Genomic DNA, 14,586 nt, shown 5'->3' on the forward strand with positions numbered 1-14,586 from the left:
CGCATCGCAGAATGTGTCTTGGGAGCGCTCCCACGATCCCCCCGCATCTCCCGCAGAGGAGCACCTCCAGCATGTCCAAACCCCGCGCCCGCAGGCGCCTGACCATCGCGGCACTGGTCGTCATGGCCGCCGGCACGGCCACGATCACACCAGCGCACGCCGCCGTCGCCTGCGGCGTCGACTACACGATGAACGACTGGGGCGGGGGTTTCACCGCCAACGTGAAGATCACCAACCTCGGCGACCCGCTCACCGCGTGGAAGCTCGGCTTCGGCTTCCCCGGCACCCAGAAGATCTCGCAGGGCTGGAGCGCCACCTGGAACCAGTCAGGCGCGAACGTCACCGCCGACAGCCTGTCGTGGAACGGCAACCTGGGCACCGGCCAGTCGACCACGATCGGCTTCAACGCCACCTACACCGGCCCCAACGCCAAGCCGTCCGCCTTCACCGTCAACGGCACCGCCTGCACGGGCGCCAACCAGGCCCCCACCGTCAAGGTGACCTCGCCGAGCGCCGGGGCGACGTTCACCGCGCCTGCCACGGTCGCCATCGCGGCGGAGGCGGGCGACGCCGACGGCAGCGTGGCCAAGGTGGAGTTCTTCCAGGGCAGCACGAAGCTCGGCGAGGACACCACCGCGCCCTACGCCTACAGCTGGGCGGACGTGGCCGTGGGTGAGTACTCACTGACGGCGAGAGCGACCGACGACAAGGGGGCGATCACCACCTCAGCCCCCGTCGGCATCAGCGTCAAGGCCGACAGCGCGCCCGCCGTCGTGGCCACTCCCAGCGGCGTCACGGTCCCCGAGGGCGGCGAGGCCTCCTACGAGGTGAAGCTGTCCAAGCAGCCGGCGGCCGGCGTGACCGTGGCGACGTCCAGGACGTCGGGCGACGCCGACCTGACCGTGAAGTCGGGCGCCTCCCTGACCTTCACCACCTCGAACTGGAGCACCGCGCAGAAGGTGACGATCGCCGCCGCCGAGGACGCCGACCAGACCTCGAGCAGCGCCGAGTTCACCTCCACCGCGACCGGCCACGGCGCGGCCAAGGTCACCGCCTCGGAGGCGGACAACGACCTGGGCGGGGACAACGAGTACACCAAGCGCTTCATCGAGCTCTACAACGACCTGAAGGACCCGGCCAACGGATACTTCTCGCCGGAGGGCGTGCCGTACCACTCGGTGGAGACGCTGCTGGTCGAGGCGCCCGACCACGGGCACGAGACGACCAGCGAGGCCTACAGCTACTACCTGTGGCTCGAGGCCGCCTACGGCAAGGCGACGGGCAACTGGGCGCCGTTCAACGACGCCTGGGCCTCGATGGAGAAGTACATCATCCCCGCGACGGCCGACCAGCCGACCAACTCCTTCTACAACGCCGCCAAGCCCGCCACCTACGCCGGCGAATGGGACGACATCGCGCAGTACCCGTCGAAGCTGGACACCGGCGTCAGCGTCGGCCAGGACCCCATCGCCGCCGAGCTCAAGGCCGCCTACGGCACCAGCGACATCTACGGCATGCACTGGCTGCTCGACGTCGACAACACCTACGGCTTCGGCCGCTGCGGCGACGGCACGACCAAGCCCGCCTACATCAACACCTACCAGCGTGGCCCCGAGGAGTCGGTCTTCGAGACGATCCCCCAGCCGAGCTGCGACACCTTCAAGCACGGCGGCAAGAACGGCTTCCTCGACCTGTTCACGGGCGACGCAAGCTACGCCAAGCAGTGGAAGTACACCAACGCCCCCGACGCCGACGCCCGCGCCGTCCAGGTGGCCTACTGGGCGCACACCTGGGCCAAGGAGCAGGGCAAGGAGTCGCAGATCACCGCCACGGTGACCAAGGCCGCCAAGATGGGCGACTACCTGCGCTACGCGATGTACGACAAGTACTTCAAGAAGCAGGGCTGCACCAGCACGAGCTGCCCCGCCGGCACCGGCAAGGACAGCTCGGCCTACCTCATGAGCTGGTACTACGCGTGGGGCGGCGCGCTCGACACCAGCGCGGGCTGGGCCTGGCGCATCGGCTCGAGCCACAACCACTCCGGCTACCAGAACCCGATGGCGGCGTGGGCGCTGTCGAGCGTCGACGTGCTGAAGCCGAAGGGCGCGACAGCCGTACAGGACTGGGGCACCAGCCTCAAGCGGCAGATCGAGTTCTACCGCTGGCTGCAGTCGGCCGAGGGCGGCATCGCGGGCGGCGCCACCAACAGCTGGCAGGGCCACTACGCCACCCCGCCAGCCGGCACGCCGACCTTCTACGGCATGGCCTACGACTGGCAGCCCGTCTACCACGACCCGCCCTCCAACCAGTGGTTCGGCTTCCAGGCCTGGTCGATGGAGCGCGTCGCGGAGTACTACAACGTGACGGGCAACGCCGAGGCCAAGGCCGTACTCGACAAGTGGGTGAAGTGGGCGACCGACCACACGACGGTCAACACCGACGGCACCTACCAGATCCCCTCCACGCTGGTGTGGACCGGGCAGCCCGACACCTGGAACGCCGCGAGCCCGGGGGCCAACGCCGGGCTGCACGTCACGGTCAAGGACTACACCACCGACGTCGGCGTCGCGGGCTCCTACGCCAAGGTGCTGATGTACTACGCGGCCAGGTCGGGCGACACCAAGGCGCGTGACATCGCCAAGGGCCTGCTCGACGGCATGTGGAAGAACAACCGCGACGCGAAGGGCGTCTCGGTGGCGGAGACGAAGGCCGACTACAAGCGCCTGGCCGACAAGGTCTACGTGCCCGCCGGATGGACCGGCACCATGCCCAACGGCGACGTCATCAACAGCGACTCCACGTTCCTGTCGATCAGGTCCTTCTACAAGAACGACCCCGACTGGCCCGAGCTCGACGCCTACCTGAAGGGCACGGGACCCGTTCCCTCGTTCAACTACCACCGCTTCTGGGCGCAGGTCGACGTGGCCGTCGCGCTCGCCGAGTACGGCCGCCTGTTCGGCTAGAGCACCGGAGGGGGCGGCTCGCCAGAGCCGCCCCCTGACGGAAGGAATCCCTCATGCGCAAAGCGCTCATGGCGTTGCTGTTACCCGCGTCCCTGCTCGTCGCCCAGCCCGCGCAGGCCGCCACCTTCGAGTACGGCGAGGCGCTGCAGAAGTCGCTGTTCTTCTACGAGGCCCAGCAGTCGGGCAGGCTGCCGAGCTGGAACCGCGTCTCGTGGCGCGGCGACTCGGGCCTCGACGACGGCAAGGACGTCGGACTGGACCTGACGGGCGGCTGGTACGACGCGGGCGACCACGTGAAGTTCGGCCTGCCGATGGCGTTCACCGCCACCATGCTGGCGTGGGGCGCGGTGGAGTACCGCGACGCCTACGCCGCCTCGGGCCAGCTCACCCACCTGCAGAACAACCTCAAGTGGGTCAACGACTACTTCATCAAGGCCCACCCCTCGCCCAACGTGCTCTACGGGCAGATCGGCGCCGGAGGCCCCGACCACGCATGGTGGGGCCCCGCCGAGGTCATGCCGATGGCCAGACCCTCCTACAAGATCGACGCCTCCTGCGGGGGTTCGGACCTGGCCGCGGAGACGGCCGCCGCGATGGCCGCCTCCTCGATCGTCTTCCGCCCGACGAACCCCACGTACGCCGACACGCTGGTCACCCACGCGAAGCAGCTCTACACCTTCGCCGACACCGTGCGGAAGAAGTACAGCGAGTGCATCACCGACGCCCAGAGCTTCTACAACTCCTGGAGCGGCTACAACGACGAACTGGTGTGGGGCGCGATCTGGCTCCACAGGGCCACCCAGGACCAGGCGTACCTGGCCAAGGCGGAGTCGTACTACGACAACCTCGGCTCCGAGCCGCAGTCCACGACCAAGTCGTACAAGTGGACGATCGCGTGGGACGACAAGTCCTACGGCGCGTACGTGCTGCTGCACAAGCTGACGGGCAAGCAGCGCTACCTCGACGACGCCAACCGCTGGCTCGACTACTGGACGGTCGGCGTCAACGGCCAGAAGATCAGGTACTCCCCCGGTGGCCAGGCCGTCCTCGACCGGTGGGGTTCGCTGCGCTACGCGGCCAACACCGCCTTCGCCGCGCTCGTCCACAGCGACTCGATCTCCGACGCCACCCGCAGGACGCGCTACCACGACTTCGCCAAACGCCAGATCGACTACGCGCTCGGCGACAACCCGCGCGGCAGCTCGTACGTGATCGGGTTCGGCGCCAACCCGCCGAAGAACCCGCACCACCGCACCGCCCACGGCTCGTGGACCGACCAGATCAGCTCCCCCGTCGACAGCCGCCACGTCCTGTACGGCGCGCTGGTCGGCGGCCCGCCCGACCCCGACGACAAGTACACCGACAGCCGCCAGGACTACGTGATGAACGAGGTGGCCACCGACTACAACGCCGGGTTCACCAGCGCGGTCGCGAGGCTCTACCAGGAGTACGGCGGCGCGCCCGACGCGGACTTCCCCGTGCGGGAGACCCCGGACGCCCCCGAGATCTTCGTGGAGGCGGGGGTCAACGCCTCGGGCACGGCCTTCACCGAGATCAAGGCCATCGTGCGCAACCAGTCGGGCTGGCCGGCCCGCGCGCTGAACGACGGCTCCTTCCGCTACTACTTCACCCTCGACGGCGACACCACCGCCTCGCAGATCAGCGTCTCGGCGGCCTACAACCAGTGCAAGGCGCCGACCGTGCAGCCGTTCGGCGGCAGGACCTACTACGTGAACGTCGACTGCTCGGGCACCTCCATCGCCCCCGCAGGACAGTCGCAACACCGGCGCGAGGTGCAGTTCCGCATCGCGAGCACCGGCACGTGGGACCCCTCGAACGACTGGTCGTACAAGGGCGTCGCCACCACGCCGGGGGCCACCCCCGTGCTCGTGCGGAACATCACCCTCCACAGCGGGGCCACCAGGATCTGGGGCAACCCGCCCGGTGACGAGCCTGCCGACCAGAGCCCGCCCACCAGGCCCGGCAAGCCCTCCGTCTCCGACATCACGGGCACCACGGCCACGCTGACCTGGGCCCCCTCCACCGACGACGTGGGCGTGACCGGCTACGACGTCTACGACGGCACCACCAGGCTGGCCACCTCGACCGCCGCCACCACCACGCTCACCGGCCTCACCCCCGAGAAGGCGTACACCGTCCACGTGGTGGCCCGCGACGCCTCGGGCAAGAGCTCGCCCGCCTCCGAGGCCACGGCCTTCACCACCTCCGACGGGCCTCCGCCCGGCGACTGCACGGCCACCTACAAGCTGGTCAACTCCTGGCAGGGCGGCTTCCAGGCCGAGGTCAGCGTCACCGCGACAGGCGGCTGGACGGTCGGCTGGACCTTCCCCGGCGACCAGAAGATCGGCCAGCTCTGGAACGGCACGCACACCCAGAGCGGCGCGGCGGTGTCGGTGAAGAACCTCGCGTGGAACGCCGACGGCGGCACGTTCGGCTTCACCGCCACCGGCTCAGGCGTCACCCCCTCCCCGCTCACCTGCGTCAAGCCCTGAACCCGACGCCCGGGGAGCAGGCGCTCCCCGGGCCTTCGAGGAAGCCCATGAGACTCCGCCACGCCCTGGCCGTCATGGCCGCCGCCCTGCTCGTCCCCCTCGCCGTCCAGCCCGCCCACGCCGCCACCGGCCTGCACGTCTCCGGCACGAAGATCCTGGAGGCCGGCGGCCAGGAGTTCGTGATGCGTGGCACCAGCCACGCCCACACCTGGTACCCGACCAGGACCTCCTCCTTCCAGGGCATCAAGTCGCTCGGCGCCAACGCGGTACGCGTGGTGCTCAGCGGCGGACGCTGGACCAAGAACGACACCGCCGACGTGACCAACGTGATCAGCCTGTGCAAGGCCAGCAAGCTCATCTGCGTGCTGGAGAACCACGACACCACCGGGTACGGCGAGCAGTCCGGCGCCTACACCCTCGACCAGGCCGTGGACTACTGGATCAGCGTGAAGGCCGCGCTCCAGGGCCAGGAGGACTACGTCGTACTCAACATCGGCAACGAGCCCGTCGGCAACAACGCCGTCACCCCCGCGTGGACCGAGGCCACCTCCAACGCGATCAAGCGACTCAGGACGGCGGGGTTCGAGCACCTGCTCATGGCCGACGCGCCCGCGTGGGGCCAGGACTGGAAGAACGAGATGCGAGACAACGCGGCCACGGTCATGGCCGCCGATCCGAAGCGCAACACCGTCTTCTCCGTCCACATGTACGGCGTCTACGACACCGCCGCCGAGATCGTCTCCTACCTCGACGCCTTCGAAGCCGCCGGCCTCCCTCTCGTCATCGGCGAGTTCGGCTTCAACCACTCCGACGGCGACCCCGACGAGGACACGATCATGGCGGAGGCCCAGGCCCGCGGGGTCGGCTACCTCGGCTGGTCGTGGAGCGGCAACGGCGGCGGCGTGGAGTACCTGGACCAGGTCACCGATTTCGACCCGGCGAGGCTGACGAGCTGGGGCCGGCGCCTGTTCAACGGCGCCAACGGCATCGCCGCCACCGCGAAGCAGGCGGCGATCTACGGCGCCGTCGTCCCGGACACCGAGAAGCCGACCAGGCCGGGCGCGCCCGCCGCTTCAGCCATCACCGCCACCACCGCCACCCTCACCTGGGCCGCCTCCACCGACAACGTCGGCGTCACCGGCTACGACATCCACCACGGCACCACCAAGCTCGCCGGCTCGACCGGAGCCTCCGCCACCCTCACCGGCCTGACCCCCAACACCCCCTACACCGTCCACATCATCGCCCGCGACGCGGCAGGCAACCTCTCCGACCCCTCCACCACGACCACCTTCACCACCTCCACGTCCTCGACCACCTGCACCTCCACCTACAAGCTGGTCAACTCCTGGCAGGGCGGCTTCCAAGGCGAAGTCACCGTCTCCTGCCCCCCAGGCACCACCGGCTGGAAGACCACCCTCACCTACCCCAGCGGCGTAACCGTCACCCAGACCTGGAACGCCTCCCTCACCGGCACCTACACCTTCACCAACCTGTCCTGGAACACCTCAGGCGGCACCTTCGGCTTCCTCGGCACCTGGACAGGATCCGGCACACCACCCACCCCGGTGGTCACCACGAGCGGTAGCTGATCCACGTCCTGGACGTCCCTCCCTCTCCGAGGGGGAGGGACGCGCCTCAGGCGGGCGCGGACGTCGTCTGCAGGGCGCCGGCCAGCCAGCGGGCCAGCTTGTGGTGGCCGCCGAGCGTGGGGTGGACGCCGTCGGGCAGCAGCACCTCCGAGCGCCTGCCCTCGATCCAGCGCCTGGCCAGCGGGTCGAGGAAGGCCACCCGCTCGCGCGCCGCGACCTCGGCGAGGGCGTCGCGCAGCAGGTAGGCGCTGGGCGGGGCCCTGTCGATCCAGATCGGGCCGACCATGACGATCCTGGTGCCCGGCCAGTGGGCCTTGACCGACCAGACGAGCCTGGCGGCGGCCTGCCGTACCGTGGCGGCGGGCCACCTGCTGTCGTTGTGGCCGCCCGAGATGACGAGCAGGTCGGGGGCGGGGCGCCAGGCCAGCTCCGCCATGAACGACTGCTCGAAGGTGCGGCCCACCCTGCCCTCGTTGACGAAGCCCGTGCCGCCCGCGCCCGCGATCACCGGCTGCCAGCCGAGCTGCCTCGCGCTCTCGCTGGCGTAGGTCTGCCATGTGCGCACCGGCCCGGAGCCGACGGTGAAGCTGTCGCCGACGAACATCATCACCGGCGCCGCCTTCCGTGCGGGCTGCTGTGCCGCCTGCTGGACGGCCGGCACCAAGAGGGGCGGCTGCGACGCGGCGCCACTGCACCCCGCGATAGCGGGACATATCCCGAAGATCGTGGCGGCCGATGCGAGCAGACGACGCCGCAGCAAGCCGCGCATGACCACCTCGAGAGCTCTAGGCTGCCGACATGAGCTTCGATACCCACGGGCGCACGCAGCGGCTCGAACTGTCCGACCAGAACCTGCGCGCCTTCGAGGCGGTCGTCCTGGAGTCGACGCCAGAGGGAATCGTCTTGAGCAAGTCGGCATTCTACCCAGGAGGCGGCGGCCAGCCGGCGGATCACGGAGTTCTCCTCTGGCAGGGGGTGGAGACCAGGATCGTCGGCGTGCGCAAAGGCGACGATCTCCACCTGATTCCGGCAGAGGGCGACCCGATCCCGCCCGCGGGCACGGTCGTCGAGGCCGCCGTGGCCGACGAGCGGCGATCGGCCCTCATGCGCACCCACTCGGGGCTCCACGTGCTGTGCGGCGTCGTCTTCCGCGACTACGGCTCGCTGGTCACCGGCGGCAACATGGAGCCGTTCTCGGCCAGGATGGACTTCAACCTGCCCGAGGTGCCGCCCGGCTTCAAGGAGGCGGTCGAGGACGCCTGCAACGCCGAGGTCACCGCCGACCGGCGCATCGACGTTCGGGTGCTGCCGCGCTCGGAGGCCTTCGCGATCCCCGACATCATCCGCACCGCCACCAACCTGGTGCCCGACGACGTCGAGGACGTCCGCGTCGTCGACATCGTCGGCCTCGACACCCAGGCCGACGGCGGCACCCACGTCGCCTCCACGAAGCAGATCGGCCGGATCAAGGTGGCGAAGATCGAGAGCAAGGGCAGGGGCTTCCGCCGCCTGCGGATCACGATCTCCGACTGAGCCAGTCGGCCAGCTCGCCGAAGCCGTTGCGCCTGGCGGCCCCCTCGGCGTCGACAGGCTCCCAGCCGGGCAGCCACGACGGGTCGGCCCCGCGCTCCAGGAGATAGGCGGCGAGCTCGCGCTGACCGCCGTGGGCGGCGTACCAGAAAGCCAGGTCGAGGTCGAAGGGCTCGGTCATGCGATCCAGCAGCCCGAGCGCCGCCGCCTGGTGCGCCTGCACCGAGGCGCCCCTTTCGACCAGCCTGCGTGCGGTGTTCCACTGCGCGAAGGCGACCGCGTCCGCCAGTGGCGTGCCGCCACCGATGACCGCCCCTTCGGCCTCGATGTCGGCTCCCGCGTCGAGCAGCGCGTCGAGCGCCTCGACGTCGTCGTTGCTGGCCGCCCAGTGCAGCGGGGTCTCGGTGTGCGCGCCGACGAACCGGGCGTCGACCTCGGCGCCGTGCGCGACGAGCGTGGCGATCGTCCCGCCCACGTGCGGCAGGTGGCCCGGCCAGTCGGTCGCGACGTGGAGCAGTGACCTGCCCTCGATCCTGGCCCCGATCAGGTCGGGGTACTCGGTCAGCAGGCGGTCGAGCTCGGCCAGGTCGCCCGCGCGGACGGCGGCGACCACGGCGAGCGTCCTCGGCTCCTCAACGTCCATGCCCGCCATCCTCGATCATCGCGGCCAGACCGTCGAGCTGCAGCTTGAGCCCCAGCTCGAACAGCGCGTCGAGGTCGAGGTCGTAGCCGTCGCCGACGCCCTTCACCATGGCCGCGAAGGCGGGATAGGCGCCCGTGTCCATCAGCGTGCGCAGGCCGGGCTCCTGGGCGTCCATCCACTCGTCCTCCGTCAGGCCGGTGACGGCCTGCGCCTGGGTCTCGCGCTCGGCGTTGACCGCCAGGCCTTGGACGAAGCTGTAGAACAGCACGTGCAGGTCGAGCCTGGTGACGGGGTCGAAGCCGAGGCTCTCGATCGCGGCCAGCGCCTGCTCGGCGTGGACGGCCAGGTGCGGAAGGACGACAGGACGGCTGAGCGGCGTGACCTGGGCGAGCCACGGATGGCGCCTGTGCAGGGTCCACAGCGTCCTTCCCACCAGCTCGAGCCGAGCCCGCCAGCCGTCGGGAGGCGGCGTCGGGTAGCCGAGCTCGGCGTAGGCGGCGTCGGCCATCAGCAGGACGAGGTCGTCCTTGCCGCCGACGTACTTGTAGGCCGACATCGGGGCGACGCCCAGCTTGGCGGCGATCCCCCTCATGGTCAGCGCGCCAAGCCCCTCGGCGTCGGCGATCTCGATCGCGACGCGCACCACCCGCTCACGTGACAGCGCCGTCTCGGGCAGGGGTTCGGGCAGGGGTCCGGAGGAGGGCGAGGCCACGACCGTGCCCACGCGCGGCCTGGCCACGACGACGCCCTGCTGCTGCAGGGTGTTCATGGCCTTCGTGGCGGTCGCCAGAGCCACACCCCACTGCCTGGCGACCTGTCTGACGGGCGGAAGCCGGTCACCCGGCTTGAGCTTGCCCGAGGCGATACGGCGTTTGACGTCGTCGACGATGTCGAGATAGGGCGACTGCACTAGTACACAATACATCGTACATTCAGAGCATGACGAACATCCTGATCTCCGGGTCGAGCATCGCGGGCGCCACTCTGGCCTACTGGCTGCGCCACCACGGCTTCTCCACCACCGTCGTCGAGCGCACTCCAGGCCTGCGCCCCGGCGGCCAGGCCATCGACGTGCGCGGCGCCGCGCTCACCGTGGCCGAGCGCATGGGCGTCCTTGACGAGATGCGCGGCCTGCGCACCACCTGGCGCGGCATGTCGATGCTCGACGGCGACGGCAACGAGGTCATGCGCGACACCGAGGGCACCTACAGCGGCGGCAGGTTCGACAGCGGCGACGTGGAACTGCTCAAGGAGGACCTCACGCGGATCGTCCACGACCGCGCGCGGGACGGGGTGGAGTACCTCTTCGACGACACCGTCACCTCCATCGGCCAGGACGGTGAGGTCACCTTCGAGAACAGCCCCCCGCGCCGCTTCGACCTGGTGATCGGCGCGGACGGCCTGCACTCCACCGTGCGCCGCCTGGCCTTCGGCGACGAATCCGACTTCATCCACCACCTGGGGATGCACCTGTGCATCTTCACCATGGACAACATCCTCGACCTGGAGAACTGGCAGATCTGGCTCAGGGACGGCGACGCCGGGCTCGGCCTGTTCCCCGTGCGCGACAACACCCAGCTCAAGGTCAACCTGGGCTTCCACAAGGAGCGGCTCGACTACGACTACCGCGACCTCGACCAGCAGAGGCGGCTGGTCGCCGAGCACTGCGGCGGCCTGCGGTGGGAGGCGCCCAGGCTGCTCGAGGCCATGTGGAAGGCGCCCGACTTCTACTTCGACTCGATGGCGCAGATCAGGATGCCCTCGTGGTCGAAGGGACGGGTAGCGCTGGTCGGCGACGCCGGTTACTGCGCCTCACCGCTGTCGGGCCAGGGCACCAGCCTGGCCATGGTCGGCGCCTACGTCCTGGCCGAGGAGCTGGGCAGGTCGCTGGAGGGGGCCTTCGACAGGTACGAGTCGCGGATGCGGCCCTTCGTCGAGGCCAACCAGGCCCTCGCACTGGAGAACCCCGGAGGGCCGGCCTCCGACGAGTCGGTCGCCAAGGCCAAGAACGCCATCACCCTCTGACCGGCTCCCTTCAGAGGGAGCGGAACTGGCGGGTGGAGGAGATCGCGCCCGAGGTGGTGGTGGTGAAGGTGCGCATCGACCCGGCGAACTTCGACAGGTCCCACTCGGCGGGCCCGTGGTACCAGTAGAGGTTGTCGGCCTGCTGGCCGTTGCCCGTGACCGAGGCCACCACCCTCGACCAGTGCTCCACCCCGTCGAAGATCACCGCGTAGGGCAGGTAGCGGGAGAACAGCTCGACCCTGTGCTGCTCGGGCACGTTCCCGAGATCGCCCGTCATGAGGTAGTGGCGGAAGCCGAGCGTGTGGGCCAGGGCCGCCGAGCCCTTGGCGGTCTTGGCGGGCATCGACTGCCCGCCGATCGCCAGCGCGGCGCCCGCGATGATCACAGCGAGGCCGAGCAGGCCGTAGGTGGTGAACCAGGCCAGCGCCGCAGTCGCCGCGACCCCGAGCAGGCAGAGTGCGACCCCTGCCGTGGTCCACCTGGTGCGTACGGCGTCGGGCCTGCGGGCGAACCAGCCCTGCCGTACGACGTCGGTGTAGAGGGCGTCGCGCACCTTGCCGAGGTGGGCGTGGAAGGCGCCGGACAGCTGCGAGAGCAGCACGCTGTCGCGCCCTTCGAAGATCGCGTCGTACAGCGCCCTCTCGTACGGCAGCAGCGAGGCGATCGGCGCATTGGGTAGCCTGACGAGCACCCAGTCGGGCGCGTCGTAGGTCTGGCGGGGCTGCTCGTCGATGCGCAGGTAGCCGCGGACCGCGAGGTCGACGATGGTGGCGGTCACGTCGATCACGTCGGCCTGCTCGTCGATCAGCGTGCCGATCTGGCCTGGGCGCACGCCGTCGGGCGGGGTGAAGTGGCCGTCCTGGACGGCGGCGACGGCGCCCTGCTCGTGACCGACCGCGCGCGCGTCGCGTCCGCGGGTCCACCACAGCAGGCCGACGCCGCCGAGCAGCAGGGCCAGCAGCCCGGCCAGCGCGCCGCCCGTGACGGTGTCGAGAGTGAACGCGCTGGTCATCGACCAGCGCCGCTGCAGGATCGGCTCCCCGCCGCTGGTGCCCTTGGGATAGCCGAGCACCACCGTCAGCGCCTGGCCCGCGTTGAGGCCCTGCTGCTCGAACTCGGCGCGCACGCCCGTGTGGTCCATCGAGGCCGAGGTGCAGCCGATCGCGGAGGTGAGGTCGCCCGCGAAGCAGGACAGGTTCTGGATGGCGGCGGGCCCCGAGACCTTGACCGTCGCCTTCGCCACCGGAGCGCTCCAACCGCCCACGGCGAACCAGCGCAGCTCCTCCGTGCCGCCGACCTGCGTGACCGCGCCGGTGACGTCGTAGGAGACGGTGCCGTCGCCCTGCATGGTGAGCACGTCTCCTGCGAGGGTGCCGCCCTTGACGTTGGAGATGCGGTAGATCCTGTCGAAGTCGTCGTCGAAGCGGGTGCGGGTGAGGAACGTGCGCTCGACCTTGCCGCCCGCGCCGCTGATCTTCTCGGTCACGTGCAGCACGCCGCCCTTGCCGAGCTCCAGCGTCACCTCGTCGGTGAGAGGCGCCGTCTGCGCGGCAAAAGGCATCGCTCCCATGAGGAGAGCGATGAAGGCGACCCTGATACCCGTCATGGCGGCAGATCGTAGCGGTTGGCACCGACCCTCTGAGTGGGTACAGCTCTGACCAGGGGGAATGCAAATGTTGCGGGCTTTGTCAGCGATCTACGACGCGGTCGCCGTCGTCCAGTGGGCCTATGCGCCGGCGCCCGGACGGGGTTTCATCGGCGGTATGCCCCCGCCGGAGGTGTCCTGATGGCGCTGCCCTCCTACGAGCCGATGCTCGCCAAAGCGGGGCCGCTGCCCGCCAAGGGCGAGTGGGCCTACGAGATGAAGTGGGACGGGGTCAGGGCGCTGGCCTACGTCGAGGACAGGGGCGTCAGGCTCGTCTCCCGCAACGGCAAGGACGTCACCGTCGCCTACACCGAGCTGCGCATGCTGGGCGGCGCGGTGGGCGGGCACGATCTCGTGCTCGACGGCGAGATCGTCGCCTTCGACGCGGCGGGCAGGCCGTCCTTCGGCGCGCTGCAGCAGCGGATGCACCAGCGCAACCCCGTCAGGATCGCCGAGCTCGTCAGGTCGGTGCCCGTGACGTTCATGCTCTTCGATCTGCTGCACATCAACTCCGCCAGCGCGGTCGGCCTGCCGTACACCGACAGGAGACGGTTGCTGGAGGAGACGGTCACGCCGGGCGCGCGCTGGCAGGTGCCCGTCTGGTTCCACGGCTCGGGAGAGGAGGCGGTGGCGGCGAGCAAGCAACTGGGCCTCGAAGGGGTGGTGGCCAAGCGGCTCGACTCGCCCTACCGGCAGGGCCAGCGCTCGGCCGACTGGACGAAGGTGAAGAACTTCAGGATGCAGGAGGTCATCATCTGCGGCTGGAAGCCGGGCGAGGGACGGCGGTCGGGGATGATCGGCTCACTGCTGCTCGGCGTGCACGACGCCGGCGGACGACTGGTCTTCGCAGGGCACGTCGGGACCGGGTTCACCGAGCGCATGCTGGCCGACCTCGGCTCACGCCTGCGGCCGCTGGAAAGGCCCGACCCGCCCGTGCTGGGCGTGCCGCGCGAACACGCCCGCGACGCCCACTGGGTGGAGCCCGTGCTGGTCGGGGAGGTCCGTTACGCCGAGTGGACGCCCGAAAGAAGTCTCAGGCACCCGTCGTGGCGCGGGCTGAGGGAGGACAAGGGGCCAGGCGAGGTGCGCGTCGATCAGGCCTCGTGAAGGATCGGCCAGACCTCGACCTGGTCGGCCGGCAGCTCGGCGGCGAGTTGCAGCGCCCGCTCCTCGCTGTCGACGTCGAGGAGGTACCAGCTGGCGAGGTACTCCTTCGACTCCAGGTAGGGGCCGTCGGTGACGACGGGCGCGCCGGTCACGGTCCTGACCATCTTGGCCTGGGCGGCGTCGGCCACGCCGAACGCGCCGAGCAGCTCGCCGCTCTCCTTGTGCTTGGCGGTGAAGGCGTCGAAGGCGGCGGCCGTGGCCTGCCACTCCTCGGCGGGGATCGACTCCCAGAGCTCCTTGTTGCCATAGATGATCATCACGTACTTCATGTCAGCCACGATACTGAGGGCGCTGTCCTATGACACACTCCGCGCGGCCGGGGCCGTGGCGGGTGACGACGTCGCCTTCGCCCACGCCCTGCTGTGGTGCGGCACTCAGGAAGAGCTCGCCGACAACCCGGACAACCGCCTCCGGCTGACGCTCGGCCTGCGCAAGGAGAACGGCCGGTGGGTCGTCGCCCACGAGCACCACTCGTTCCCGATCACCGGCTAGGAGGCTCCGGCCGGTC

12 protein-coding genes are annotated in these 14,586 nt (G+C 69.9%); 7 read left to right on the forward strand and 5 right to left on the reverse strand.

Annotated elements, in window-relative coordinates; all coding sequences use genetic code 11:
• The first annotated feature begins 71 nt into the window (after positions 1-71).
• From FHR33_RS22795 to FHR33_RS22805, 3 genes are read left to right on the forward strand one after another with little or no spacing between them, the layout of a single operon-like run.
• The gene (locus FHR33_RS22795; RefSeq protein WP_183651218.1) at positions 72-2,963 is read left to right on the forward strand and encodes a glycoside hydrolase family 48 protein; all 2,892 of its coding nucleotides are present in this window, start codon (positions 72-74) and stop codon (positions 2,961-2,963) included.
• Positions 2,964-3,016: 53 nt separating this feature from the next.
• The gene (locus FHR33_RS22800) at positions 3,017-5,476 is read left to right on the forward strand and encodes a glycoside hydrolase family 9 protein (RefSeq protein ID WP_183651221.1); all 2,460 of its coding nucleotides are present in this window, start codon (positions 3,017-3,019) and stop codon (positions 5,474-5,476) included.
• Positions 5,477-5,523: 47 nt separating this feature from the next.
• Positions 5,524-7,068, forward strand: a complete 1,545-nt coding sequence (locus FHR33_RS22805) for a cellulase family glycosylhydrolase (protein WP_183651224.1) — start codon at positions 5,524-5,526, stop codon at positions 7,066-7,068.
• A 46-nt stretch (positions 7,069-7,114) separates the two neighbouring features.
• Here the strand turns inward: FHR33_RS22805 and FHR33_RS22810 are convergent, their stop codons facing one another.
• The gene (locus FHR33_RS22810) at positions 7,115-7,675 is read right to left on the reverse strand and encodes an SGNH/GDSL hydrolase family protein (protein WP_246453032.1); all 561 of its coding nucleotides are present in this window, start codon (positions 7,673-7,675) and stop codon (positions 7,115-7,117) included.
• Positions 7,676-7,866: 191 nt separating this feature from the next.
• Here FHR33_RS22810 and FHR33_RS22815 point away from each other — a divergent pair, with 191 nt between their 5' ends.
• Entirely contained in the window at positions 7,867-8,601 is a 735-nt protein-coding gene (locus tag FHR33_RS22815; protein ID WP_183651230.1) for an alanyl-tRNA editing protein, read from the forward strand.
• Here FHR33_RS22815 and FHR33_RS22820 read toward each other — a convergent pair.
• Together FHR33_RS22820 and FHR33_RS22825 are read right to left on the reverse strand one after the other, a co-directional pair.
• Positions 8,585-9,241 carry an ankyrin repeat domain-containing protein gene (locus FHR33_RS22820; RefSeq protein ID WP_221241205.1) on the reverse strand — a complete coding sequence of 219 codons (657 nt, stop codon included), beginning with the start codon at positions 9,239-9,241 and terminating at the stop codon, positions 8,585-8,587. The genes FHR33_RS22815 and FHR33_RS22820 overlap by 17 nt on opposite strands.
• Positions 9,231-10,151, reverse strand: coding sequence for a TetR/AcrR family transcriptional regulator C-terminal domain-containing protein (locus tag FHR33_RS22825; RefSeq protein WP_312895674.1), 921 nt, complete (start codon positions 10,149-10,151; stop codon positions 9,231-9,233). Before FHR33_RS22825 ends, FHR33_RS22820 begins: the two co-directional genes overlap by 11 nt.
• 29 nt (positions 10,152-10,180) lie before the next feature.
• Here FHR33_RS22825 and FHR33_RS22830 point away from each other — a divergent pair, with 29 nt between their 5' ends.
• Positions 10,181-11,266: an FAD-dependent monooxygenase gene (locus tag FHR33_RS22830; RefSeq protein ID WP_183651239.1), complete on the forward strand. Its 1,086-nt coding sequence runs from the start codon at positions 10,181-10,183 to the stop codon at positions 11,264-11,266.
• A 10-nt stretch (positions 11,267-11,276) separates the two neighbouring features.
• Here the strand turns inward: FHR33_RS22830 and FHR33_RS22835 are convergent, their stop codons facing one another.
• Positions 11,277-12,872 (reverse strand): DUF2207 domain-containing protein, encoded by a 1,596-nt coding sequence (locus FHR33_RS22835; RefSeq protein WP_183651242.1) that lies wholly within the window; start codon positions 12,870-12,872, stop codon positions 11,277-11,279.
• Between the two features lie 180 nt (positions 12,873-13,052).
• Here FHR33_RS22835 and ligD point away from each other — a divergent pair, with 180 nt between their 5' ends.
• The gene (gene ligD, locus FHR33_RS22840) at positions 13,053-14,018 is read left to right on the forward strand and encodes a non-homologous end-joining DNA ligase (protein WP_246452049.1); all 966 of its coding nucleotides are present in this window, start codon (positions 13,053-13,055) and stop codon (positions 14,016-14,018) included.
• On the opposite strand, the gene FHR33_RS22845 is transcribed toward ligD, so the two are convergent.
• On the reverse strand, positions 14,006-14,347 hold the full coding sequence (locus FHR33_RS22845) for a YciI family protein (RefSeq protein ID WP_183651245.1): 342 nt from the start codon (positions 14,345-14,347) through the stop codon (positions 14,006-14,008). The genes ligD and FHR33_RS22845 overlap by 13 nt on opposite strands.
• On the opposite strand from FHR33_RS22845, the gene FHR33_RS22850 reads away from it, so the two are divergent.
• The gene (locus tag FHR33_RS22850) at positions 14,346-14,570 is read left to right on the forward strand and encodes a nuclear transport factor 2 family protein (RefSeq protein ID WP_221241206.1); all 225 of its coding nucleotides are present in this window, start codon (positions 14,346-14,348) and stop codon (positions 14,568-14,570) included. The two genes, FHR33_RS22845 and FHR33_RS22850, sit on opposite strands and share 2 nt — an antisense overlap.
• Positions 14,571-14,586 lie beyond the last annotated feature (16 nt).

It is taken from the genome of Nonomuraea dietziae (assembly GCF_014195505.1).
Taxonomy (GTDB): domain Bacteria; phylum Actinomycetota; class Actinomycetes; order Streptosporangiales; family Streptosporangiaceae; genus Nonomuraea; species Nonomuraea roseola.

Excerpts from the sequence above, each read along its gene's own strand:
- FHR33_RS22795 (WP_183651218.1), top strand. The coding sequence starts at position 72 with ATGTCCAAACCCCGCGCCCGCAGGCGCCTGACCATCGCGGCACTGGTC.
- FHR33_RS22800 (WP_183651221.1), top strand. The coding sequence starts at position 3,017 with ATGCGCAAAGCGCTCATGGCGTTGCTGTTACCCGCGTCCCTGCTCGTC.
- FHR33_RS22805 (WP_183651224.1), top strand. The coding sequence starts at position 5,524 with ATGAGACTCCGCCACGCCCTGGCCGTCATGGCCGCCGCCCTGCTCGTC.
- FHR33_RS22810 (WP_246453032.1), bottom strand. The coding sequence starts at position 7,675 with ATGATGTTCGTCGGCGACAGCTTCACCGTCGGCTCCGGGCCGGTGCGC.
- FHR33_RS22815 (WP_183651230.1), top strand. The coding sequence starts at position 7,867 with ATGAGCTTCGATACCCACGGGCGCACGCAGCGGCTCGAACTGTCCGAC.
- FHR33_RS22820 (WP_221241205.1), bottom strand. The coding sequence starts at position 9,241 with ATGGACGTTGAGGAGCCGAGGACGCTCGCCGTGGTCGCCGCCGTCCGC.
- FHR33_RS22830 (WP_183651239.1), top strand. The coding sequence starts at position 10,181 with ATGACGAACATCCTGATCTCCGGGTCGAGCATCGCGGGCGCCACTCTG.
- FHR33_RS22835 (WP_183651242.1), bottom strand. The coding sequence starts at position 12,872 with ATGACGGGTATCAGGGTCGCCTTCATCGCTCTCCTCATGGGAGCGATG.
- ligD (WP_246452049.1), top strand. The coding sequence starts at position 13,053 with ATGGCGCTGCCCTCCTACGAGCCGATGCTCGCCAAAGCGGGGCCGCTG.
- FHR33_RS22850 (WP_221241206.1), top strand. The coding sequence starts at position 14,346 with ATGTCAGCCACGATACTGAGGGCGCTGTCCTATGACACACTCCGCGCG.
- FHR33_RS22845 (WP_183651245.1), bottom strand. The coding sequence starts at position 14,347 with ATGAAGTACGTGATGATCATCTATGGCAACAAGGAGCTCTGGGAGTCG.